Source organism: Yersinia sp. 1652 StPb PI (genome assembly GCF_041538345.1).
GTDB lineage: Bacteria > Pseudomonadota > Gammaproteobacteria > Enterobacterales > Enterobacteriaceae > Yersinia > Yersinia enterocolitica_E.
The window spans coordinates 277,413-301,291 of record NZ_JAULSM010000002.1 but is presented as its reverse complement, the minus strand read 5'-3'; the positions used below and the strand labels follow the sequence as shown (position 1 = coordinate 301,291).

Here is a 23,879-nt window from a genome sequence, read left to right as displayed (position 1 = left end):
TCAGGGCCACCGTGGCTCAACTGATGGCGTCAAGGGCGTGCCGAGAGGGCTTAGTGCTGGAAATCCTAATATACTTTTACCACCGACAACCAGCCGCCAAGCACCTTTACTTTTACTCCAGCACAACCGCCCGGCATGGATATCAGCTCGGTATTACCACAACCTGCCAGTGCGCCGGTCTTCCCGCAGCATACTGGAACCGATATCACTTTTCTGGCGACAAAGCGAGCACTGACGTTCCTTGCACATGAGGAGATGGATTTCCACGATTACATCATTTGGTTCCCAGCAGAGTCGGGGCTGGAACCGGTGTATGTTTATCTAAGTACATCTAAAGGGTCATATCCTCATGGTATCAAACATTACCCACCTAAGAATATGAAGTGGGACGATATTGTTAACTCGACTAAATCAGGTCCGGCAAAATTCAAACAAGGTGTTAATATCCCTGAAGTTGATCAAGAAGTTTGGTTGACAGGGATTTCAGTAACTAATGGTCAATCTTGGAAAGTTAAGGAATTTAGAGATGTTCAAGGTGCATATAAAGGAAAGGAAACTTGCTGGGTAGTAACTAAAGAATCGGGGGGTGTTATTCACTCTCATCCAATTGGTGAAACCGAATCTAGGAGATTAATAAAATGAACAAAGAATTAAAATTATTTGGTGACATATTATATATAAGTAATGCTGAATATATATATAATGATCTGCATTCTATTCAAAAAGATGATGGGTTGTCGGATGTTATTGACCTTCTTGATGAGGGTCTACTACAGATAAAATATCTAAATGGCTCTATTGTTGATGTTGGTTGGTATCCTTCTTTTGACGAGAGTGGTTATTTTAAAGTTATGTCTATTAGACGTGATGACTGGGAAAATCCCATTTACTCTAGTACTTTAGGGTTTAACCTTAACCAGTTGTTGGAAGAAATTAAAATAGCCATATCAAAAATTTAGCTATTGGCCCACTTAGTTTCTAAAGTGATAATATAAGCCGCCTTTCTGGCAGTTTATATTTTCATGATTTATAATTCTGTAATTAATGAGTCGGTTATATGATATAAATAGTTCTAAGTTCGGATGAGGAAATGTTAACTTTTCTATCTTAATACCTATGTATTTCATGGGGGTGAAATTTATTAAATTAATGCTATCCCGGCCCGAAAAAAAATCTTGTAAGGTGTTAATCGTGGTTTAACACATCGCAGATAAACTCAGTATTAAACTCTATTAATCATAATATTCTTATGAAGGTAATGACGCACCTCGCTAATTAGCAGGGTGTTTTTATTTGTGGGGCTGGCAAAACTAAAGAATAAAAATAATGACATTTAAATAATGTTAAGGAGGTGAAAAAGATAAATAGGTTTAGCAGTCAATATTCTCGTTAATTATAAAAAATTAAATAAGGAAATAAAGTATGGGAAAAGGACACAGTAATGTCATGAGTCAGGGCCGCCGTGGCTCAACTGATGGCGTCAAGGGCGTGCCGAGAGGGCTTAGTGCTGGAAATCCTAATATCTTTTTACCACCGACAGCCAACCGCCACATACTTTTATCTTTACCCCGACGCGGCCACCCGGCATGAATATCGGTTCGGTATCGCCGCCACCGGCCAGTGCACCGGTCTTTCCGCAGCATACCGGAACGGATATCAGCTTCGATCACTCCAATCTTAGCATGACATTTTTGTCTCCGAACGAGATTGATTTCCACGATTACGTCATTTGGTTCCCAGCAGCGTCGGGGCTGGAACCGGAGTATATTTATCTTAAAACGCCACGGGATGAGCCGGGAGTGGTCACCGGTCGTGGGCAGCAAGTTGCAGGCGTTTGACTGGCAGAGGCGGGTAAGGGGCTGGGGGTACCCATCCCGGCACAAATTGCCGATAAATTACGTAGCAGAAAGTTCAGTAGTTTTGATAGATTTAGGGAAGCGTTTTGGCAGGAGGTTGCGAATGACCCTGAATTGGCTGGGCAGTTTATCCCGAGAAATGTGACCCGAATGAAGCATGAAAGATCCCCTAGAGCTAGATTTGTTGATACTGTGGGAAAAAGACGCTCTTTTGAAATACACCATGTAAAACACATTCGTGATGGTGGAGATGTTTATAATGTAGATAATTTGCATGTGATAACACCCAAAAGACATATAGAGATTCACTCAAAGAAGGGCGAATGAAATGAAATTAAAATATAAGCTAGAAGAATATACGGAATCTGAATTCATTGAACTGATCTCAATAATAATTTCAGATGAAGGTTCAGAGGATGAATTAGATTTTCTTTTGGAGAATTTTATACAAGTTAGTGAGCACCCTTCAGGAACAGATTTAATTTATTACCCAGAAGATGGCGCAGACGATAGCCCTGAAGGAATACTTAAATTAGTCAAGAAATGGCGGGCCGAGAACGGCAAGCCCGGATTCAAAGAATAATATATATCGTTAATTAATAATATAAGCCGCCAGTTCATTCTGGTGGTTTATATTTACTTTATTAATTATTCGCTTAAATATAAATACTCTATTTATTACATCATTTGGTCCTCAGCTTATTAGGGGCTGGGAGCACCGATCCCAGCACAGATTGCCGATAAATTACGTGGCAGAAAGTTCAGTAGTTTTGATAGATTTAGGAAAGCGTTTTGGCAGGAGGTTGCGAATGACCCTGAATTGGCTGGGCAGTTTATCCCGAGAAATGTGACCCGAATGAAGCATGAAAGATCCCCTAGAGCTAGATTTGTTGATACTGTGGGAAAAAGACGCTCTTTTGAAATACACCATGTAAAACACATTCGTGATGGTGGAGATGTTTATAATGTAGATAATTTGCATGTGATAACACCCAAAAGACATATAGAGATTCACTCAAAGAAGGGCGAATGAAATGAAATTAAAATATAAGCTAGAAGAATATACGGAATCTGAATTCATTGAACTGATCTCAATAATAATTTCAGATGAAGGTTCAGAGGATGAATTAGATTTTCTTTTGGAGAATTTTATACAAGTTAGTGAGCACCCTTCAGGAACAGATTTAATTTATTACCCAGAAGATGGCGCAGACGATAGCCCTGAAGGAATACTTAAATTAGTCAAGAAATGGCGGGCCGAGAACGGCAAGCCCGGATTCAAAGAATAATATATATCGTTAATTAATAATATAAGCCGCCAGTTCATTCTGGTGGTTTATATTTACTTTATTAATTATTCGCTTAAATATAAATACTCTATTTATTACATCATTTGGTCCTCAGCTTATTAGTGGCTGGGAGCACCGATCCCAGCACAGATTGCCGATAAATTACGTGGCAGGAAGTTCAGTAGTTTTGATAGATTTAGGGAAGCGTTTTGGCAGGAGGTTGCGAATGACCCTGAATTGGCTGGGCAGTTCTCGCCTTTGAACCAGAATAGAATGAAACGTGGTTACGCTCCATATCCAATACCAACTGAGCAGGTAGGAGGAAGAGAGAAGTTTGAGCTCCATCATGTTAGATTTATTCGTGATGATGGTGCAGTTTATGATATTGAAAATATAAGGGTAATGACACCAAAACGACATATAAATATTCACTCAAAGAATGGAGGTGAGTAATGGAATTAAAAAATAGTATAACTGAATATACTGAATCTGAGTTTTTAGCTTTTTTAAACAAAATTTGGGCCGTAGATGTTTCAGAGAAGGAACATGATGCTCTTATTCATCATTTTGTAATGCTTACTGAGCATCCTCACGGGAATGGTGTGCTATTTTATCCCGACTCAGACGTTGATAATAGCCCCGAAGGTATTCTTGAATTCATTAAAAAATGGCGGGCCGAAAATGGCAAGCCCGGATTCAAAGAGTAATTTATATCGTTAATTAATAATATAGACCGCCTTTCTGGCAGTTTATATTTTCATGATTTATAATTCTGTAATTAATGAGTCGGTTATATGATATAAATAGCTCTAAGTTCGGATGAGGATATGTTAACTTTTCTATCTTAATGTCTATGTATTTCATGGGGGTGAAATTTATTAAATTAATGCTATCCCGGCCCGAAAAAAATCTTGTAAGGTGTTAATCGTGGTTTAACACATTATGGGTATATCTATTATTTCTCAATATTATTAATTAATAGACCTTGCTAATTAGTGAGGTCTTTTTTGTGGGTGATATTAATCAAATAAATGAAAAGGCATTTAAATATAAAAGGAGAGCAGTAATGAGTGATATCCAAACTGTTTTGACGCGTTGGGGTGTATGGGCTAGGGATAACTCTCATCTGGATTATCCTCATATCGCTAGCGGGTTTAAGGGATTGGTGACGAGCAATAAACAGGTAGAGTCATGTTGCGATAATGATGGATTAGCCATTGATAAAACAATAGGAAATTTACAGCGGGCCTCGCGAGAAAAAGAACTGGAGCTTATCCTTCGACATTATGTGTATGGGCAATCTAAAGCCTCTATTGCCCGATTGAAAAAATGTAATGAACGGGAGATTCGACGTCAATTACAAGTTGCTGAAAGTTTTATTGAAGGATGCATAATGCAATTGGGCATTTCACTGGAAATGCAGGTGGAGTGATTTTTTATAAACATAATAAGCTTTAATAGAATAGAGCAATCAAGAATAGATCTTATTATCGGTAATTAGACTTGAATCAGACGTGGAATAGGGCGGGGCAAGGCATATGACTGGTTGTGGTAATTAGAAACCAGAATATAAACTGTCTCTGCGACAGTTTATATTCATTAATTTTTTATTTTAAATTGCTGCTAAATACCTTTCGGTTACCTAAATCATCAATTAAGACAAAATTGACCGTCTTGCTGACTGCTGGGGGTAAACGATTGAGCGAAAAATCGAGCTTCGAAAAAGGAGCAACCATATCTGGCAGGCTTTCAGTTGAGCCTAATGTCAGTGAGGCTAATGATGCATAATAAGGCGTCGGGTTATCAACCCGAATCAGGGCGGTATCGCTTTTTGTCTCAAGAGTAAAGGTTAACGCCTTACCTAAAGTATCTCCTGGGGCTGGTAAGTTTTTAGGGCGGTAAAATACTTTGTATTGCATGCGCAAGGCCAGCGTGACGAAAGATTCATCCTCAGTTTTAGGGGTCACCTTCGGTGGAATTTCGTAAACATTGAGCCAAAATGCAGACTCCCTATCAACGGGTAATTTACTGGCCCCCGATAAGATCAATCGCAGGCTGCGTTGTGCCTGTGGTTGTAGCCGAAATAGCGGGGGCAACACTAATACCGGTGAAATAGACTTCTCTGGTGTTGCGGTCAAATCACCGTCATCCACCCAGACCTGCACTGCCACCGGATAGCTATTACTGTTAACCAGTTGTAGTGACTCTTCGGTGCTACCTTCACTGAAGATAATGCGTGTTCTTTCCGCAATGACACTTGCCGTGGCCGGTATACTGGTAACCATAAGCAACAAAAGTAACCCACCAATCCCACTATTTATGTGTCTGAAAAACATATTATTGGACACGTATAACCACTTGCGCATGTGCATTCACCGCTCCTGGTGTCACAGTTTGCCCGCTGATTTTAGTTAACTCAGCCCGAAAGTTCTCAGTGTAACTGTTACCCCCACTCACCGTGCCGGTTATTTCTTGGGCGCCCTGGAAGATGCCATACCAGCCGGCGTTATTACCGGTTTGAGTTACATTCTTTGATAGCAGATAAATCGGACTATTATTGCGGTAGATACGGATGCCTACACCGCTTGCTGTTCCGGCAGAACCATAACTATCTGACACCAAGTGGCTGATCCCGCCACTGCCGTTCATTAATCCCAAAGCTTGCGCTTTAGCGGCATTTGCTGCTGGTACCAGAAAGCCCATCGCTACCGTGCCAGCAGTGACACCTGATGTCACGCCGGTCTGGCACTGAAAATCTACTTTAAATTCAGCCGAAGTGGTGCTGCCACTGTTCAGCTCTGCCACAGAAATTCTCGGTAATATCACTGTTGGGGTAAAATTGGTTACCGCACAAATCGTGGTTCGACGGAAAGTGACATAATTGTACAATCCAATAGAGGCAGGCCAGGTGGCATACCAGCCGGGCCAGTTTGATACGGAGTCAGTTCCTTCAATAGGGCCACTAATTCCTGGTCCTTTAAACGCGATATAAGCATTGGGTTGGGTATAGGCATACAGGTAAGAGGCTGCATTGTTAGTGCCGGCACGGACATAATCAATACGAAACAGCTCGGTATACAGGTTACTGAAATTCTTGGCTTTGACTAAAATACGGCCACTGCTATCTTTATCCAGGTCGGTTAAGCGCCGCCCTTTCCATAAGCGCGAGTAATACTCGCCAGTGGATAGATTTGTAAGCCTGATAACAACATTGCGGACATAGGTGGCAAAACCAGAGGGAACATTACCGGCAATGGCACCATCTTCATTTTTACCACCAAAGTCATTATCTCCGTTAGTGGCATACATTTCGAAGAGTTGATCAACATCGGCCGCAGCGCAGCGGAATAGCACCCGATTAGGGTCATAACCGGTGTTCAGGGCAAAGGTGGTGAAGTCAGAGGTACCTGCGGCTAATAATGTCCCATCGGGTTGAAAATTCGCCGCCGTGCTAAGGTCGATAAGGCCCGGCAAGCCGAGTGAGCCATTATTATAATCCAGAGAACCCGCCCAGTCACTTGCCGTACCATCACCGGCGCCAAGTTGAGTTTGTGCCGTAATGCGAGTACAGGCTGACCATACTGAGGTGCTGCATAGCCCTATAAATAATATCGCTCCAGCCAAAATACGCGAGCGGCGGTGATAAGTAGTGGCCGTTGGCGGTGATAGTTCGCAAGATATTAACTGCTCTGTTGTTCTTAACATTATTTTTCTCATAATTGTTAACGGTGGCAACTGCCTGTTATATGAATAATATCCTGCTCAGTATCTTGACCATCAAAAGTATAAGGTAATTCACACTGCTCACTGCTGCTTTCACCCCAGCGCACATAAAGTGAGCCTTTGTCGTCTTTCACTCGTACGTAGATCTGATTCCCTTGACCTACCATCCCGACAATTTCATTTTTGCTGTTATAAACATCGGCACCCAGTGGTAACCCTTCACCCTCGTTAGTTTGGGTTTGAATTAACACGGCATAGCCTTTCAGGGTGTCGAATTTTACTTTCACAGCGGCCCCGGCGTAAGGAACGACGCGGCCCTGATTCTCTTTCAGTTCAGTATTGCGATTAATGCCTTTAGTATCCAAACCCACCGTATTGTAATTATAGGGTGTTAACGATGGCACCAAGGCAAATCCGTTATTATCAATCCTCGCCCCTTGTGCATTTCGTACTGTTGCACCCTGAGCACCATCCGCTTCAATTAAACCAAAGGTCTCGCCCAAATAAGGCCCGAGTGTCATACCTTTACTATGTATTACTGCGGCTCCACGAGCACCAACACCATATTGGGTGTAATTATTGCCGCGGGAATAGCTGCCATTGACGGTCGCATTAGGGAATTGTTTTTGCACATTTGCCCCCCAGTTATTTGAACTGCTACTGATATTGCTGTCGTCATAGCCGGCATTCACTGAATAGTTAAAGGTGTTTCGTTCACCGGCGGTACCTGATAATGACGTCTGATAGCTATTACCACTTTTTGGGTTACGGCTAGCAGACATCGATAAATATTGGTTCTTATTGCCAATATTTAGTGGAATAGACACCGTTAGCGTCGCAATATTTTCAGTATTACCGTAGCGCGTTGTTGTCTCATTCGTCGTATCGTCATCCCAATTATATTGGGTTGAGGTATAAACAGTGCGCTGACGGCTAATGGCCAGGTTGTAACTGATGTCTTGGTAACTGTTTGAATAGCTTAGCTGTAACTGCGTATCTCGTTGCGTATCATTATAATAATCACTGGTCGATGCAGACGCAGAAAGTTGACCATAATTACCCAACGTCTGATTAATTGAGGTTGTAAACTGGCTGCGTTGTTTATAGGTCGTTGAATCCCATGTCCCGCCATTTTTTTGCGTTGAGCGCACGCCAAAAACATCATTTAAATCGCGATATCCTTTGGTTGAATAGCGATATCCAGCCAATGAGAATGTGGTCCCGGTTTGATTAAATGTCTGGCTATAGGTTGCTTGCATTCGCCAGCCATTCTGCGTTTCATCATTTTCAACTTTAGCATGAGAGTAGGTAGTATTGAGGCCAAAGGCCCCGATGGGGGTACCCAATACGCCACCGACAAGGAGTGCCGTATAGTCTTGTGCTAAACGCAGGCCGCTGTTCGCAGTTAACTGATTGGTAACACCGCGCTCATAGGTGAAGTCAGTGAAATAGTTATCAATATTGGTGAAATCACGGGATTCGCCGACCACCGCATTATAACGGCTAACACCTGGGCGCATTGAGTCCGGGACGGCACTGAATGGCACGGTAAATGTCGAACGGCTACCATTCGCTTCAATCACCTCAACATTGAGGTCACCCTGACTGGTGGTGCTATATAAATCGTTAATAACGAATGGGCCAGGCGCAACCGTAGTTTCATAAATTTCACGCCCATTCTGGCTAACAACCACCCGCGCATTGGTACTGGCAACACCACGGACTTCAGGGGCAAATCCACGCATGGATTCTGGCCACATACGTTGGTCGGTTGCCATTTTAACGCCACGAAACGACATGGTGCCAAATAATGTACTGTCGGTGAAGGTTTCGCCCAGCGTTAATTGACTATCCAATTGGGGGATAGGGCGCTGGACATAAGTACGAATATTATTCCATTGGGTATCGCTGCTATTATCATTACTGGAATAACGTACGTTTGATTGTTGACGCAGTTGCCATAATCCGAGATTGAGGCCACTTTTTAAGCCAACAAACCCGTAATCAGAGGTGCTATTTTGCTGGGCCTGAGTATCACTGCGATAAAAGTTAGAACTGTAGTTGATGAATGCGAGTTTTTCACCTTCCTGCCATTCACTCTGCTCGATATAACCTCTGGGGCGTTTTTGCAACAAAGCTTGTGGGATCGACAGTTCCAGGCGAAGTTTAGCCTGATCAAAGTGAAAAGAGGCCCCTTTTACTCGCTCAGCCAGTGGCCTACATTGCTCTGTAGACGAGGTTGCAGCAGTCTCCGAAGGGGCTGATTCTGTCTCTTGGGTATTAGTTTCGTTGGTTACAGCGCCGTCTTTGTTGGTTAGAAGTACGCCAGCCGCAGTTAAGAACTCATCACTCAGGCAGGGGTAAATCTCTGATGAGTCAGCATTCTTAATAAATTCAATGGTAGTGCGTTTGAACGGTTTGTTATTAACCAAGACATCGACAGCATCGTAATTTCCGGCTGTGGCAGAATTCTCTTTATTGAGTTGATTCAAACCTGAAGCAAAATTGGTCCCTAAAAACAGAGATTCATCGAACTCGAGGTTTTGTGGCTCATCCTGAGCCACAGCCGTATCAACATGTAAGATTAAAGCAATACATAGTGTTAATGCTTTCTTGCGTCCAAAGAATTTTCTCTTCACAGAAGCGCGTGCAAGCCTCATAAATCTTCCTTTACCGGCTAAATACGATAACTTCCGGTATCTTGCCCGCCGAAATCATTCACTATCAGGAAATTAACAATAGCATTAGAAGGTACAGATGAATTTGGGATAACCCATTCTGCTTGAGACATCGGTGAAATCATCTCGGATTTCATTTTAAGTTTTTTACCACTGCCAACAACTTCACCACTGGCAATGGTGGCATAAAATCCTGTTGGGTTTTTCCCTGTTACAACAACATCTTTACCCCGTTGGCGCACACTGAAAGTCAGTGCGCTGGAGACCTGATCAACACGGCCAGTAATACTTTCGGGTCGATAAAATACTTTAATGCGGTTACGCATCAACACTAACATTTTATTACTTTTTTCTGCTTTGTTGACGGGAGGCACCTGTAAAAAATTAAGATAGAACACGGATTCTCTATCTGTTGGCAGGCCGCTACCGGTATATTTCAGCCGCAATGTTTGTCCCGCATTGGCTTCCATGCGAAAGAACGGTGGTGTGACGATAAAGGGTGCTTTGCCTGTTTCTGGTGTTGATTGGGCATCACCACTGTCTAGCCAGACCTGAACCGCATTGGGGAAGTTGTCTTTATTTGTTAATTGTACGCTGTGCTCTTTTTCGCCCGCCGAATATATAATGCGGCTACCCGTCATGATGACGCTGGCTTTAGCAGAAGAGATGCCCATAAAAATTAATAACGCGATGAACAGATAACGATAACTGTAGCTATGTATGTTAACCATCATGGGGATACCCTCTGAATGAAACTGGCCGAATAGCTATTTTGTTGGTGCTTGAAGCTGCTGAATACACATCGGGGTACTTTACCCGAATCACTATTGTGAAGATCATCGGGATTAATGAGCCTCATTGAGGCTCACCCTGTGGGCTAGTATAAATGCTATTCAAAAAGGTCTATGACCGATTTGTCATTTACTTTGCCTGATTGCAGCGCCAACTAGTTAAAGTATATCCTATTCGGCAAAGCAGGGATTACAGGTAAGAAACTGCATATTGTACCGATGCGATCACAGAACCAGCGCCTGCTTGTCCAGTTGCATAATATTGAACTGCAAAATCATGCTCTGCTGCTGTATCACCAGCCTTTAACACTATACCATCTTGCGCCAAACCACTATTCAGATCGATACCTGAAGTCGTTGTTGTGTCTTTCAGCAATTGAAGCTCAACGTTTGCTGCCGTGCCGGTATTTTTTAAGTTACCGGAAGCTGTGACTTGGTTAGCGACGAAAACAGTTTTGACATCAATATCATCATTGCCAACTGCACAACCAGATACACCCAGGGTAAAGGCCGTTTTACCTGCTGTTTTCCCTGAAGAATCCAAATCGCTGCTGGATACAGTTGGCAGCAATACCATTGGGTTGGCATCAACGCCGTTGACGGTAACAGAACAGGTTTGTGCTGTGACTTCACCTTGGAAAGTAATTGTATTATTACTTGCTGCCATTGCAATAGTTGTAGATGCTGAGAATAACGCCATAGCCAAAGTTAACTTGTTCATTTAAAACTCCAATATAATAATTAAATGTGGGTGAGCATTCATTCGAATTTAAATATGAATGAATACTTAACTTAATAAATATGAAGTGGGTTAATGACTATATGTGCGAATGTTATTCGATTATACTTGTCAGCTTTCCACATTCTTTTCGTTTAAGTAAATCGGTGGTAAATATTCCGCCACGTCTGTTACTTGATGAGGGAGATAATATAGAAAGCTGTCTTAACTTCACATCAGATAAACGAACCAATCTGTGTGGGAATATTCCTACAAAAACTGTGCATCTACAAAATATCTATCAACTTATTGTATTTAAATGGTTTTTTTATTTAAAATAAAACAACTAATGGGATCTTTCTTGTTGTTTTTATTAAAAAATATTGATTTTGCTGTTTTTTGGTACCTAAAAATAGCTTTTCTATATAATTTCACTGGTTCTTTTGTAAAGTTTAGTGGAGTATTTGTATAGAAAGTATAGATAAAGTCATGAGGGATATAATATTATTTATTAAAAATAATCTTATAGCATGAGGATTACATCAGATGAGAGCCACTGGACTAAAACTGAGTTATTGCGCCGCCAGAAAGGTGGCGCATCACTAACTTAGTTACGATATAACACTTTAATGATGTGATATCCAAACTGGGTCTTAACCGGTCCATAAGGTTGCAGCAGTTCGCAGCTAAATACCGCTTTATCGAAAGCTGGGACCATATCCCCTTTATTGAACTCGCCCAAATCGCCGCCATTACGTTTTGACGGGCAGTTAGAGAATTTTTTCGCTAACTCTTGGAAATTTGCGCCGTTATTCAATTGCGCCAGAATATCGTTTGCCTGCTTTTCATCATCAACCAAAATGTGCAGTGCAGAAGCTTTGTTTGCCATAGTAACAATCACCACTAAGTTATTTAGACTACATAGTTATTTGAACGAAGGTTATCTTCAATAGGTCTTGAAGCGCGCCAGTGTAGCGTATTTTGGTCGTGATGGGGCCACTGCGGCGAGCGTTTTACAAATCAAAAACAGCAGGTGGTTTTTTTTCGCCGACCGCTTTCTGCTACAATCCTGTTCCCCCGTTAACCCACTGAGCTTCTGAGTGCCATGCGATTAAATCCCAGCCAACAACAAGCCGTCGAATTCGTTACTGGCCCCTGCCTGGTGTTGGCCGGTGCGGGATCGGGCAAAACCAGAGTTATCACTAACAAGATTGCCCATTTGATCCGCCAGTGTGGCTATCAACCGAAACATATTGCGGCGGTGACTTTTACCAATAAAGCGGCGCGTGAAATGAAAGAACGTGTGGCGCAAACATTGGGGCGTAAAGAAGCACGTGGCTTGATGATAGCAACCTTCCATACTCTGGGATTAGAGATTATCAAAAAAGAGTATGTGGCGTTGGGGATGAAATCCAACTTCTCGCTGTTTGATGCACAGGACCAATTGGGGCTATTGAAAGATCTGACCCACAAGTGGTTGGAAGACGATAAAACGTTACTGCAACAATTGATATCCCAGATCTCCAACTGGAAGAATGATCTGCTCTCGCCAGCGGCGGCTGCGGCACTGGCGCGATCCGAGCGTGATAAGCTGTTTGTGCATTGCTACGGCTTATATGACGCCCATTTGAAAGCCTGCAATGTGTTGGATTTCGACGACCTTATCACCCTGCCGACACTGCTGCTGCAAAACAATCTGGACGTGCGCGAACGCTGGCAAAATCGTCTGCGATACCTACTGGTCGATGAATACCAAGATACCAATACCAGCCAATATCAAATGGTTAAATTACTGGTGGGCAACCGGGCGCGTTTTACCGTAGTCGGTGATGATGACCAATCTATCTATTCATGGCGCGGAGCGCGACCACAGAACTTAGTCTTATTGAATGAAGACTTCCCGCAATTGCAGGTGATCAAGCTGGAGCAAAATTACCGCTCCTCGGGCCGAATTCTAAAGGCGGCAAATATTCTGATTGCCAATAACCCCCATGTTTTTGAAAAGAGACTCTTTTCTGAATTGGGTTATGGCGATGAGCTGAAAGTGATCACTGCTAATAATGAAGATCATGAGGCGGAAAGAGTGATCGGTGAGCTTATCGCCCATCACTTTGTCAAAAAGACTCAATACAGTGATTACGCCATTTTGTATCGCGGTAACCATCAGTCGCGGTTGTTCGAAAAGCTACTGATGCAAAACCGTATCCCTTATCGTATTTCGGGAGGCGATTCATTTTTCTCGCGGCCAGAGATCAAAGACCTATTGGCGTATTTGCGGGTATTGACCAATCAGGACGATGACAGTGCATTTTTACGTATCGTGAATACACCCAAGCGTGAGATTGGTTCAACGACCGTGCAAAAACTGGGAGAATGGGCCAATTTACGTAATAAAAGCCTGTTTCGAGCCAGTTTTGATTTGGGATTAGGCGAGCATCTGAAAGGCCGTGGTTTGGAGTCATTGCAGCGTTTCACGCACTGGATGGATAGTATTATTCGGCTGGTAGAACGTGAGCCAGTGGCGGCAGTGCGCGATCTGATTCACGGCATCGATTATGAAAGTTGGTTGTTCGAAACCTCTCCCAGCCCCAAAGCGGCAGAAATGCGGATGAAGAACGTTAATCTCTTATTCAGTTGGATGACTGAAATGCTGGAAGGCTCTGAGCTGAATGAGCCGATGACGCTCACTCAGGTCGTTACACGTTTTACCCTACGCGACATGATGGAGCGGGGGGAAAGTGATGAAGAAGTGGATCAAGTGCAATTAATGACCTTGCATGCCTCCAAAGGGCTGGAGTTCCCTTATGTGTTTTTGGTTGGCATGGAGGAGGGCTTGCTGCCGCATCAAAGCAGTATCGATGAAGATAATGTAGATGAAGAGCGGCGCTTGGCCTACGTGGGTATCACCCGCGCCCAGCGTGAGTTGTTCTTTACCTTGTGCAAAGAGCGGCGGCAGTATGGTGAGCTGATTCGGCCGGAACCCAGTCGCTTTCTGATGGAGTTACCGCAAGATGACTTGAAATGGGAAGATGAGCGCAAAGCCGTTAGCCCGGAAGAGCGGATGCAGAAAGGCCAGAGTCATCTGGCCAATATTCGTGCGCAATTAGCAAATGCGAAGAAACAGTAGTCAAAGCTAAAAATAGCCGCGAAGGCGAAAACAGTAACGGGCAGTGTCTGGATCTGCCCGTTTTTGCCCCGCTAAGGCGTTACGGGTTTGCCATCGACAGTCACGTTTTTCACGTCGCTGAAGTGCCAAGGGGTATCACCCCGTAACTCAGTAAAGACCACGTTATTAAATTCACTGTCACGTAAATCACTGATAGCGGTTGGGTTTACCTGTTTCAATTGCACATTGTTGACATGTACCAAACGGTGCCAGGCTTGGTTTGCCGTATCGCCTTTGATTTCAATCACAGCGTTTTTGCCGGTTATATTATCTAATGTCACATTGTTTACTGTGAAATCATAGAATTGAGCCGGTATTTTAGCTGGTGGATAGTCGATATTGGCATTACTGTCGGCATAGTCCAGCGTCATCACTACCGCCTGTTTGGCCAAATCGCGCATGGCATTATTACGGAATGTCACGTTACGGGCGCCGCCACCAATGGTGCTGGTGCTCTTGGCACGCAGGCCAATATCGGTCAGATACATCACGTTGTTTTCCGCCAGAATATCCTCAATCCAGGCACCGGTATGGCTACCGGTTACAATGGCACCGTGGCCCATACGGAAATAGTTATTAAACAGCCATGCACCTTTCATCGGCTCTTGCTGCTGTGCTTTTTCTCCAGTACCGGCAGCAAAATTGATACAGTCGTCGCCAGTATCAAAGAAGTTATTAAACACCATTACATTTTGGCTATTACCAAACTCGATACCATCGCCGTTGTTTGCATCATAGGTTTGATGAATTAAACCGTTGGCGACCACGTTGTGGTTTTCCAGATTCATGATGCCGTGGAATGCGGGGTTACGTACGGTAAAACCTGCCAGATAGACGTTCTCTACACCGCGCAATGTCATCAGGCTGGAGCGACGTTGACCATAGGCATTTTTCAAATCCATACCATCAGAAACAGCCTTCTCAACCTGATTTTTAGCCAGAATCCCATCTTCATGCACTTTGCTGTTTTTGCTCGCCACATATTGTGGCAATCGATGACCTAGCTCATCGGTCACTTCAGCCGTTTTTGCCCGTTGCCAGCCATTACCATCAATCACCCCCGGACCGGTAATACGGATGTTGCGGAAAGTCCCTGGTGTGCTTTTATTCGGGTCAATGGCATTGATCAGTGAGGCTGGGCGCTCAATGGTAGAATAGGGATATAAACGGTAACCCGCTGGATAATCATCAGGGTTCTCTGAGCCTAATAGTGTTGCACCTGCTTGCAGGTTGAGGGTCATATCACTTTTTAGCCACAACGCGCCACTTTTGAAAGTACCCGCAGGGATTTCAACCCGGCAGCCCGGCTTACAACTATCGATTGCCTGTTGGATCGCCTTGGTATTCAATGTCTTGCCATCATCAACTGCGCCGAAGTCGCGCACGTTGACGATTTGTGGTTTGGCGCTGGTTTTTGCCGTAACAAGATTACTGGCAGCGGATAACGAGCCATCAGCATATTGGGCTTTTACCGTGAACTGATAGCGGGTATCAGGTTTCAGGCCATCAACGGTGAAGTTTTGTAGCACAATCTTATGCTGGAAATTATCTTTATCATTGGCATAAAAGTGATCAATATAGGGCTTGGCGGGAGAGAATTTATTATTGTTATCACTGGCTTTGCCCAGCAGCTTTCCAGCAGAATAAATTTGATAATCGACAATTTTACCGGTGTCTTCTGGTGCTTTCCACACTAATACAATAGTGCTCTCATCATAAGCGAGAGTAGGAACCTGAAGCTGTTGCGGGGCATCGTGGGCACTTGCTTTAGCTGCAATTGCTGTTGGGGTGCTGGCTATCAGACTGGACATCATTACCAACATAGCCAAGCTATGTGGAGGTTGAAGCTGTGCTCGCATTGTTACCTCTTTCAAAAAAAGAAACGTTGTTTTATAAAAATACACACAATGTTTCTTTTTTAAGCTGAGGATGATCACAATCTAATGGTTTTGTAGAGATTTCAGTGTGAAGGATGAGGGATAGGGCGACCCAGGCCGCCCAACAGCAAAGAATTTAATTAAGTTCTTCTAATGACAGTGGCCATTGGACATAGCTTTGCCAATGGCTTTCCTGTTCCAGTGCTTCTGCTCGATAAGGGTGCTGTTGTAACCAGCCATGAGGTAGCAGCACATAAAGAGCCTCGCCCGTGGCCCGTAGCCTGACAGCTGGTAAGGTATCATCCCGCCGACGGCTGGAGAAAATAATCGACAGACGCAGGATTCGACACAGATGTTGTGCCATATTCACCGGCAATGCATTCTGCTGATTCAACAGGGACAAATCGAGAGTATCACTCTGATTTTGCAACAATGCGGACAGTAATAGCTTTTGCGCGGGGGTAAAGCCGGGTAGGTCTAGATTGCGGATCAGATAAGCAGCATGTTGGGGAGCACGTTTAAAATCGACACTTAGACCAATTTCATGAATCAAACAGGCATTTTGCAATAACTCCCGACATCGATTATCGAGTTGCCACTCTTTTTCTACCTGTAAAAAAAAGTTATCGGCTAACTTGCTCACGCGTTTGGCTTGTTCGATATCGAGTAAATAACGGCGCTGCAAATTGCGCACTGTCCGGCTACGAATATCTTGCTCGACCGGTAAATGAAGCATGCCGTAGACTAGCCCTTCGCGCAGCGCGCCGCCAGCCAGTGTCATACTGTCAATTGCCAGTTCCTGAAATATCGCAATCAAGATAGACAAACCACTGGGGAAAACCAGCGCTCGCTCTAGTGTTAAACCGGGAATCTCCAGTTCTTCCAACTTGCCGCACTGAATGGCTCTCTGCTTGAGCTGTTGTAATTTGGCCAGCGTGATCAGTTCATCCATGCCCTGAGCAACCATAATTTCTTGTAGGGCCTGAACCGTACCCGATGCTCCAACACAAATTTGCCAGCCATGGTCACGAAAACGTTTCGCGACCGGTTTGATCATCTCACGTGCAGCCAGTTCCGCACGCTCAAAATTGTCTTTTGCCAGATTGCGATCGCTAAAATAACGTTCCAGCCAGGTGACGCAACCCATTGATAAACTGACGAGAATGTTCGCTTGAGCACCATTGCCGGTGACCAGTTCGGTGCTACCACCGCCGATATCCACCACCAGACGCTGCTCCGGCCCACCGGTGGTATGTGCCACACCGTGATAAATCAGACGAGCTTCTTCTTCGCCACTGATGACCTGAATCGGACAACCAAGAATGTCGATTGCAGTTTGCAGGAACTCTTCAGCATTTGAGGCAAGACGCAGGGTTGCAGTTGCAACCACCCGGATCTGGTCCAAAGGAATGTCCTGCAAACGTTCTGAAAAGAGCTTCAGACATTGCCAGCCGCGTTCCATCGCTTCTTGTGATAAATGGTTTTGACTATCCAGACCCGCAGCCAGACGGACTTTCCGCTTGATTCGGGCCAACGTCTGGATACTGCCTGCCACCTCACGTACTACCAACATATGGAAACTGTTGGAGCCAAGATCGATGGCAGCATAAAGTGAGGTGGAACTTAGCATCATTTATCAGCTCGGTCGCTTACGGTTATTCCGTGGTGCACCACTGCGACGTGGGGCAGAGTTACGGCGTGGGCCATTCCCGGTACGGGTACGGGCCAGACGTTTTGGCGCCGGCAAATCAGTTAATAGCGCATCGCTATTATATTTGCTTACCGGAATGCTATGACCGGTGTAGGTCTCGATAGCCGGTAAGTTTAACGCGTACTCTTCACATGCCAGGCTGATAGAATGACCACTTTCGCCAGCACGACCGGTACGGCCAATGCGGTGAACATAGTCTTCACAGTCGTCAGGCAGGTCATAGTTGAACACATGGGTGACCAGTGGAATGTGCAAGCCACGGGCGGCAACATCGGTAGCAACCAGAATATCCAAATCACCTTTGGTGAAATCTTCCAGAATACGCAGGCGTTTTTTCTGTGCCACATCACCGGTCAGTAAACCAACACGATGACCATCAGCAGCCAGGTGACCCCAGATCTCTTCACAACGATGTTTGGTATTGGCAAAAATAATACAGCGGTCTGGCCACTCTTCTTCAATCAACGTCTGAAGCAGACGCATTTTTTCTTCATTTGAAGGGTAGAACAGCTCTTCCTGAATGCGGTGGCCGGTTTTTTGTAACGGTTCCACTTCAACATATTCAGCGTTATTCATTTGTTCGAATGCCAATTCACGTACCCGGTACGAGAGTGTGGCAGAGAACAACATGTTTAAACGTTTATCAACGGAAGGCATACGGCGGAACAGCCAGCGGATATCTTTAATAAAGCCTAGATCGTACATCCGATCAGCTTCATCCAGGACCACAACCTGAATCGCACCGAGGTTAATATAATTTTGTTTCGCGTAGTCGATTAAACGGCCAGTAGTACCGATCAGAATGTCAACGCCACTTTCCAGCACTTTAAGCTGTTTATCGTAGCCGTCACCACCATAAGCCAAGCCTAATTTCAGGCCAGTCATCTGGGAAAGTGATTCCGCATCGGAGTGAATTTGTACTGCTAATTCACGCGTTGGTGCCATAATCAATGCGCGTGGTTGATTAGTCTGGCGACCCTCTTCAGCCGGGTGAGAAAGCAAATAATGGAAAGTAGACGCTAAGAATGCCAGCGTCTTGCCGGTACCTGTTTGCGCCTGACCCGCTACATCACGCCCAGAGAGGGTGAGTGGCAATGCTAACGCCTGGATCGGCGTACAGTTATGAAACCCTTTGTTTTCAAGAGCTTCTATAACTAGCGGGTGCAGGGCGAAGTCGGAAAACTTCAGTTCGGTCAAGTGTGTTTTGCTCATAGTGTGGTAGAATATCAGCTAACTATTGCTTTACGAAAGCGTATCCGGTGAAATAAAGTCATCCTATTGTTGGTTAATGCTACACCAACGAGGTAGACACAATCCTTTGGAGTAGAACATGAGCGATAAAATTATTCACCTGAGTGACGACAGCTTCGACACTGACGTGCTGAAAGCCAGCGGCCTGGTTCTGGTCGATTTCTGGGCTGAATGGTGTGGTCCGTGCAAGATGATTGCTCCGATTTTGGATGAAATTGCTGAAGAGTACGAAGGCAGACTGACCATCACTAAATTGAATATTGATGACAATCAGGGCACGGCACCGAAATACGGTATCCGTGGTATCCCTACACTGTTGTTATTCCGTGACGGTGAAGTAGTGGCCACCAAAGTGGGTGCCTTGTCTAAAGGCCAGCTTAAAGCCTTCTTGGATGCAAATCTGTAAGCGGTATTAGCCGTCAATACCCAAAGTCGTTGGCGTTGCAGCAAGTAAGCTTCGATGAGCTGACTAAGGTTAGTGATTCGGGCGACAAATCTGCCAGAAGCAGATTTGAGCACTGTTTGCAGCGGGCTCAACGAGGTGAGGTTCATGGATGGGCTGAGTTGTAATAGCGGCTAACACGGCTGTGGCTGCAAGGCTGTAGGGTATGTTTAGCGGCAGTTGTGATTTCTCACACTGACCGCTAGACGCCTGCAAAGAAGCGTGTTAAGTTTACTCTACTGCATATAGAACATTCCTGTGTATCGAGTCCGGGTTTATAGCATCTAGCTTATTCTTTAGTATCTAATTTACTCTTTAGCATCTAATAAATAGTCTGTAGCACCTAAATAGTTTGAATCTAAAGCTTTACTCTATGTCGAAATAATGTGTGTTGAGAATGATTATGAACTCAATCAGTTTTTTGACAGTCTAACGGTTTTACAAATCAGTCTAAGGTACCTTCAATCTTTTGACCGTTGTGTCGCGCAAATCCCGCGTAAGTCATTACTTGCGTAGTTTGCTCAAGGCCGGTGATTGAATGTCCCATTAAACAGGCACGGATGACGCTGCCATACCATTCACGACCATAGTTCGAGACATACCCCGAGTTTAAGAACCCACCATTATGAATCTTACCGAATTAAAGAACACGCCGGTTTCTGATCTGATAACACTTGGCGAAAATATGGGGCTGGAAAACCTGGCCCGGATGCGTAAACAAGATATTATTTTCTCTATTCTTAAGCAGCACGCGAAAAGTGGAGAAGATATCTTCGGTGACGGTGTATTGGAGATATTGCAGGATGGATTTGGTTTCCTCCGCTCTGCAGACAGCTCCTACCTCGCCGGTCCCGACGACATCTATGTATCCCCAAGCCAAATTCGCCGTTTCAACCTTCGCACTGGTGATACCGTTGCCGGTAAGATTCGTCCGCCGAAAGAGGGTGAGCGTTATTTTGCATTGTTAAAAGTTAACGAAGTTAACTACGACAAACCGGAAAACGCCCGTAACAAAATCCTGTTCGAAAACTTAACCCCATTACATGCCAACTCTCGTCTGCGCATGGAACGTGGTAATGGTTCGACGGAAGATTTAACTGCCCGTGTACTTGATTTGGCCTCGCCAATCGGTCGCGGTCAACGTGGTCTGATTGTGGCACCGCCTAAAGCGGGTAAAACTATGCTGTTGCAGAACATCGCTACCAGCATTGCTTACAATCACCCTGATTGCGTCTTGATGGTATTGCTGATTGACGAACGTCCTGAAGAAGTGACTGAGATGCAACGTCTGGTTAAGGGTGAAGTTATTGCTTCCACTTTTGATGAGCCAGCATCCCGTCACGTTCAGGTAGCTGAAATGGTTATCGAGAAAGCGAAACGTCTGGTTGAGCACAAAAAAGACGTTATCATTTTGCTGGACTCCATTACTCGTCTGGCCCGAGCATACAACACCGTGGTTCCTGCTTCAGGTAAAGTGCTGACAGGTGGTGTGGATGCTAATGCCTTGCATCGTCCTAAGCGTTTCTTTGGTGCTGCACGTAATGTTGAAGAGGGCGGTAGCCTGACCATCATTGCCACGGCATTGGTTGATACCGGTTCTAAAATGGATGAAGTTATCTATGAAGAATTTAAAGGTACCGGCAACATGGAACTGCATTTATCGCGCAAAATTGCCGAAAAACGTGTGTTCCCAGCCATCGATTTCAACCGCTCTGGTACACGTAAAGAAGAGCTGCTGACCACCACTGAAGAGCTGCAAAAAATGTGGATCTTGCGCCGTATTCTTCATCCAATGGGTGAAATCGATGCGATGGAGTTCCTCATCAGTAAACTGGCAACAGCGAAAACTAACGATCAGTTCTTCGATAATATGAGACGTTCGTAAGTCGAGTAAAATCAGTCAAAACGCCACGCACAGTCGTGGCGTTTTTTGCTTTTGGAATATACGATAGTTGGGCTTGTTATCCATTAAGTGATAGGCATTCCATAATTTATGGCTATTTTGGTAGTTATTCTCATTACCAATGAGAAAATAGCAAAAAATAGAGTTGGGAATAACAAGCAAGGCTGTCATCATATTCGGAAATAACTGAAAGCGTGGGGAAGGCATGGTATGCGCCAAGCCGCATGCTAAGCTGTCGTATCATTTTTGCAGAGAGCGGTTAAACGTGAACTTACTCACTATGAGTACTGAAATATTTGTTATATTCCTGTTTTCTCTGGCATTTTTATTTGTTGCTCGCAAAGTTGCCAAGAAAATCGGACTCGTTGATAAACCTAATTATCGCAAACGTCACCAAGGGTTGATTCCATTAGTGGGCGGAATATCCGTGTTTGCGGGTATTTGTTTTACCTTTCTGATAACCAATCAGCAGATCCCTCATTTCCGACTCTATCTCGGTTGCGCCGGTTTATTGGTGTTCATTGGTGCTTTAGATGATCGCTTTGATATCAGTGTAAAAATCCGTGCCTTTGTTCAGGCATTGGTGGGTATCGCCATGATGGCAGTAGCGGGGCTCTATTTGCGGAGCCTGGGACATGCTTTTGGTCCGTGGGAGATGTCATTAGGGCCATTTGGCTATGTCGTCACACTGTTCGCGGTGTGGGCGGCGATAAATGCTTTCAATATGGTGGATGGTATTGATGGTTTACTGGGGGGGCTGTCTTGTGTCTCTTTCGGTGCCATGGGTATTCTATTGTATCAAAGCGGGCTGATGGCATTGGCATTATGGTGCTTTGCCATGATAGCCGCTATCTTGCCTTATATTCTGTTAAACCTTGGGTTATTAGGGCGTCGCTATAAAGTCTTTATGGGTGATGCGGGCAGTACGCTAATTGGCTTCACCGCTATTTGGATGTTGCTGCAAACCACACAAGGGAATTCCCATCCGATTAACCCGGTGACTGCATTATGGATTATTGCAATTCCATTGATGGATATGATTGCCATCATGTACCGGCGTTTACGTAAAGGAATGAGTCCTTTCTCACCAGACCGTCAACATATCCACCACTTGATTATGCGTGCCGGTTTTACCTCACGGCAGGCATTTGTCTTAATTACACTGGCGGCAGCGTTGTTAGCGGCGATTGGTGTTATTGGCGAAAGGCTGACATTTGTCCCTGAATGGGTGATGTTGGCATTATTCTTGCTTGCATTTCTGTTGTATGGCTACTGCATTAAACGAGCATGGCGTGTGGCACGTTTTATCAAACGGATGAAGCGTCGGATGCGTCGTGCATCGCAAAATAAGCATGAATCTTAACCTGAGGCTTTTAGGCAGTGATGAAACCAGAATCTATGTCGACTGATAAAACAGGGTCTACCAATAATGAGCCTACTGTGGATAACGAATTAGATATCCGCAGCCTGTTCCGTACTCTTTGGCGCGGTAAGGTGTGGATTATCGGTATGGCAATTCTTTTTGCTGCGATCGCGCTGGGTGTTTCCTATCTGGTGAAACAACAGTGGAGTGCGACAGCCATTACTGACCGGCCAACAGTCAATAATTTGGGTGGTTTTTATTCTCAGCAGCAGTTTTTACGTAATCTGGATACTCGCATTAATAGCGGAGTTGCCAGTGAACAACCCGGTATCTCTGACGAAGCTTATGGTGAGTTTATTACCCAACTTGCGGCTTACGATACCCGTCGTGATTTCTGGCTGCAAAGTGATTACTACAAACAGCGTCTGGAAGGTGATGCCAAGGCTGATGCCGCATTACTGGATGAGCTGATAAACAATATTGTTTTCACCCCACGCGATGACAAAAAAATGCTGAATGACAGCATTAAATTGACGGCAGAAACGGCCAGTGATTCCAATAAATTACTTCGTGGTTATATTGATTTTGCCAGTCAGCGTGCTGCCAGCCATTTGAACGATGAGATTCAAGGGGCATGGGCGGCTCGTACTCAATCGATGAAAGCACAAGTTAAACGGCAAGAAGCGGTCGCTCAAGCGGTGTTTGATCGTGAAGTGACGGCAGTTAAGCAAGCATTGAAAGTCGCAGGTCAGCAAGGAATTAACCGAAACCAAACGGATACTCCGGCAGAGCAGTTACCAGATTCCAAGATGTTTATGCTGGGTAAACCGATGCTTGAAGCCCGTTTGGAAACATTACAGGCTACCGGACCAAGTTTTGATATTGATTACGATCAGAACCGTGCCATGCTGGCAACATTGAACGTCGGTCCAACGTTGGATAAAACGTTCCAGACATATCGCTACTTACGTACACCGGAAGATCCAGTTACCCGTGATAGTCCGCGCCGTATTTTCCTGCTGATTATGTGGGGTGCGATTGGCGCACTGGTTGGGGCTGGCGTGGTGTTGGTTCGTCGTACCAGTATACCAGCGTAATTCATTGGCGTTGC

22 protein-coding genes and 2 pseudogenes are annotated in these 23,879 nt (G+C 44.6%); 15 read left to right on the top strand and 9 right to left on the bottom strand.

All coding sequences use genetic code 11. The annotated features are described in order from the left end of the window. Positions 1-81: 81 nt before the first annotated feature. The 10 genes and pseudogenes from Q2T71_RS18000 to Q2T71_RS17955 form a co-directional block, all read left to right on the top strand. A pseudogene (locus Q2T71_RS18000) lies at positions 82-642 on the top strand (S-type pyocin domain-containing protein); the annotation flags it as partial. Continuing rightward, complete coding sequence (locus tag Q2T71_RS17995) at positions 639-959, top strand: hypothetical protein (RefSeq protein ID WP_372560095.1); 321 nt, start codon at positions 639-641, stop codon at positions 957-959. The pseudogene Q2T71_RS18000 and the gene Q2T71_RS17995, both read left to right, overlap by 4 nt. Before the next feature lie 576 nt (positions 960-1,535). Beyond that, a pseudogene (locus Q2T71_RS17990) lies at positions 1,536-1,838 on the top strand (S-type pyocin domain-containing protein); the annotation flags it as partial. Beyond that, positions 1,839-2,183 carry an HNH endonuclease signature motif containing protein gene (locus Q2T71_RS17985; protein WP_372560673.1) on the top strand — a complete coding sequence of 115 codons (345 nt, stop codon included), beginning with the start codon at positions 1,839-1,841 and terminating at the stop codon, positions 2,181-2,183. It begins immediately after the preceding pseudogene. Position 2,184: 1 nt separating this feature from the next. Next, complete coding sequence (locus Q2T71_RS17980) at positions 2,185-2,439, top strand: bacteriocin immunity protein (RefSeq protein WP_372560094.1); 255 nt, start codon at positions 2,185-2,187, stop codon at positions 2,437-2,439. A 126-nt stretch (positions 2,440-2,565) separates the two neighbouring features. Next, on the top strand, positions 2,566-2,889 hold the full coding sequence (locus Q2T71_RS17975; protein ID WP_372560672.1) for an HNH endonuclease signature motif containing protein: 324 nt from the start codon (positions 2,566-2,568) through the stop codon (positions 2,887-2,889). Position 2,890: 1 nt separating this feature from the next. After that, positions 2,891-3,145, top strand: coding sequence for a bacteriocin immunity protein (locus tag Q2T71_RS17970; protein ID WP_372560094.1), 255 nt, complete (start codon positions 2,891-2,893; stop codon positions 3,143-3,145). A gap of 126 nt (positions 3,146-3,271) precedes the next feature. Next, on the top strand, positions 3,272-3,598 hold the full coding sequence (locus Q2T71_RS17965) for an HNH endonuclease signature motif containing protein (protein ID WP_372560671.1): 327 nt from the start codon (positions 3,272-3,274) through the stop codon (positions 3,596-3,598). Next, a complete protein-coding gene (locus Q2T71_RS17960; RefSeq protein WP_372560093.1) occupies positions 3,598-3,852 on the top strand; it encodes a bacteriocin immunity protein in 255 nt (84 codons plus the stop codon). The genes Q2T71_RS17965 and Q2T71_RS17960 overlap by 1 nt, the downstream gene beginning before the upstream one ends. Before the next feature lie 359 nt (positions 3,853-4,211). Beyond that, positions 4,212-4,577 (top strand): antiterminator Q family protein, encoded by a 366-nt coding sequence (locus tag Q2T71_RS17955; protein WP_372560670.1) that lies wholly within the window; start codon positions 4,212-4,214, stop codon positions 4,575-4,577. 175 nt (positions 4,578-4,752) lie between these two features. Here the strand turns inward: Q2T71_RS17955 and Q2T71_RS17950 are convergent, their stop codons facing one another. From Q2T71_RS17950 to ppiC, 6 genes are all read right to left on the bottom strand, one after another. After that, a complete protein-coding gene (locus tag Q2T71_RS17950; protein WP_372560092.1) occupies positions 4,753-5,517 on the bottom strand; it encodes a molecular chaperone in 765 nt (254 codons plus the stop codon). Next, positions 5,483-6,850 (bottom strand): fimbrial usher protein StbD, encoded by a 1,368-nt coding sequence (stbD, locus tag Q2T71_RS17945; protein WP_372560091.1) that lies wholly within the window; start codon positions 6,848-6,850, stop codon positions 5,483-5,485. Before stbD ends, Q2T71_RS17950 begins: the two co-directional genes overlap by 35 nt. Positions 6,851-6,867: 17 nt before the next feature. Continuing rightward, the gene (locus tag Q2T71_RS17940) at positions 6,868-9,528 is read right to left on the bottom strand and encodes a fimbria/pilus outer membrane usher protein (RefSeq protein WP_372560090.1); all 2,661 of its coding nucleotides are present in this window, start codon (positions 9,526-9,528) and stop codon (positions 6,868-6,870) included. 17 nt (positions 9,529-9,545) lie between these two features. Further along, complete coding sequence (locus Q2T71_RS17935) at positions 9,546-10,277, bottom strand: molecular chaperone (RefSeq protein ID WP_372560669.1); 732 nt, start codon at positions 10,275-10,277, stop codon at positions 9,546-9,548. A 250-nt stretch (positions 10,278-10,527) separates the two neighbouring features. Beyond that, a complete protein-coding gene (locus Q2T71_RS17930; RefSeq protein ID WP_372560089.1) occupies positions 10,528-11,058 on the bottom strand; it encodes a fimbrial protein in 531 nt (176 codons plus the stop codon). A 604-nt stretch (positions 11,059-11,662) separates the two neighbouring features. Further along, entirely contained in the window at positions 11,663-11,944 is a 282-nt protein-coding gene (gene ppiC / locus Q2T71_RS17925; protein WP_004704164.1) for a peptidylprolyl isomerase PpiC, read from the bottom strand. Positions 11,945-12,160: 216 nt separating this feature from the next. Here ppiC and rep point away from each other — a divergent pair, with 216 nt between their 5' ends. After that, entirely contained in the window at positions 12,161-14,182 is a 2,022-nt protein-coding gene (gene rep / locus Q2T71_RS17920; protein ID WP_372560088.1) for a DNA helicase Rep, read from the top strand. Between the two features lie 71 nt (positions 14,183-14,253). Here rep and Q2T71_RS17915 read toward each other — a convergent pair whose 3' ends face one another. The 3 genes from Q2T71_RS17915 to rhlB all read right to left on the bottom strand — a co-directional run bounded on the left by Q2T71_RS17915 (position 14,254) and on the right by rhlB (position 19,021). After that, on the bottom strand, positions 14,254-16,080 hold the full coding sequence (locus Q2T71_RS17915; protein WP_372560087.1) for a glycosyl hydrolase family 28 protein: 1,827 nt from the start codon (positions 16,078-16,080) through the stop codon (positions 14,254-14,256). Positions 16,081-16,234: 154 nt separating this feature from the next. Beyond that, a complete protein-coding gene (gene ppx / locus Q2T71_RS17910; protein ID WP_372560668.1) occupies positions 16,235-17,728 on the bottom strand; it encodes an exopolyphosphatase in 1,494 nt (497 codons plus the stop codon). A 6-nt stretch (positions 17,729-17,734) separates the two neighbouring features. Next, on the bottom strand, positions 17,735-19,021 hold the full coding sequence (rhlB, locus tag Q2T71_RS17905; protein ID WP_005190253.1) for an ATP-dependent RNA helicase RhlB: 1,287 nt from the start codon (positions 19,019-19,021) through the stop codon (positions 17,735-17,737). A 118-nt stretch (positions 19,022-19,139) separates the two neighbouring features. Between rhlB and trxA the strand changes: the two genes are divergently transcribed. The 4 genes from trxA to wzzE all read left to right on the top strand — a co-directional run bounded on the left by trxA (position 19,140) and on the right by wzzE (position 23,865). Continuing rightward, positions 19,140-19,466, top strand: a complete 327-nt coding sequence (gene trxA, locus Q2T71_RS17900; protein ID WP_004714235.1) for a thioredoxin TrxA — start codon at positions 19,140-19,142, stop codon at positions 19,464-19,466. 661 nt (positions 19,467-20,127) lie between these two features. After that, the gene (gene rho / locus Q2T71_RS17895; protein ID WP_004704159.1) at positions 20,128-21,387 is read left to right on the top strand and encodes a transcription termination factor Rho; all 1,260 of its coding nucleotides are present in this window, start codon (positions 20,128-20,130) and stop codon (positions 21,385-21,387) included. Positions 21,388-21,670: 283 nt separating this feature from the next. Then, positions 21,671-22,768 carry a UDP-N-acetylglucosamine--undecaprenyl-phosphate N-acetylglucosaminephosphotransferase gene (gene wecA / locus Q2T71_RS17890; RefSeq protein ID WP_372560086.1) on the top strand — a complete coding sequence of 366 codons (1,098 nt, stop codon included), beginning with the start codon at positions 21,671-21,673 and terminating at the stop codon, positions 22,766-22,768. A 20-nt stretch (positions 22,769-22,788) separates the two neighbouring features. Continuing rightward, entirely contained in the window at positions 22,789-23,865 is a 1,077-nt protein-coding gene (wzzE, locus tag Q2T71_RS17885; protein WP_372560085.1) for an ECA polysaccharide chain length modulation protein, read from the top strand. Positions 23,866-23,879: the final 14 nt, after the last annotated feature.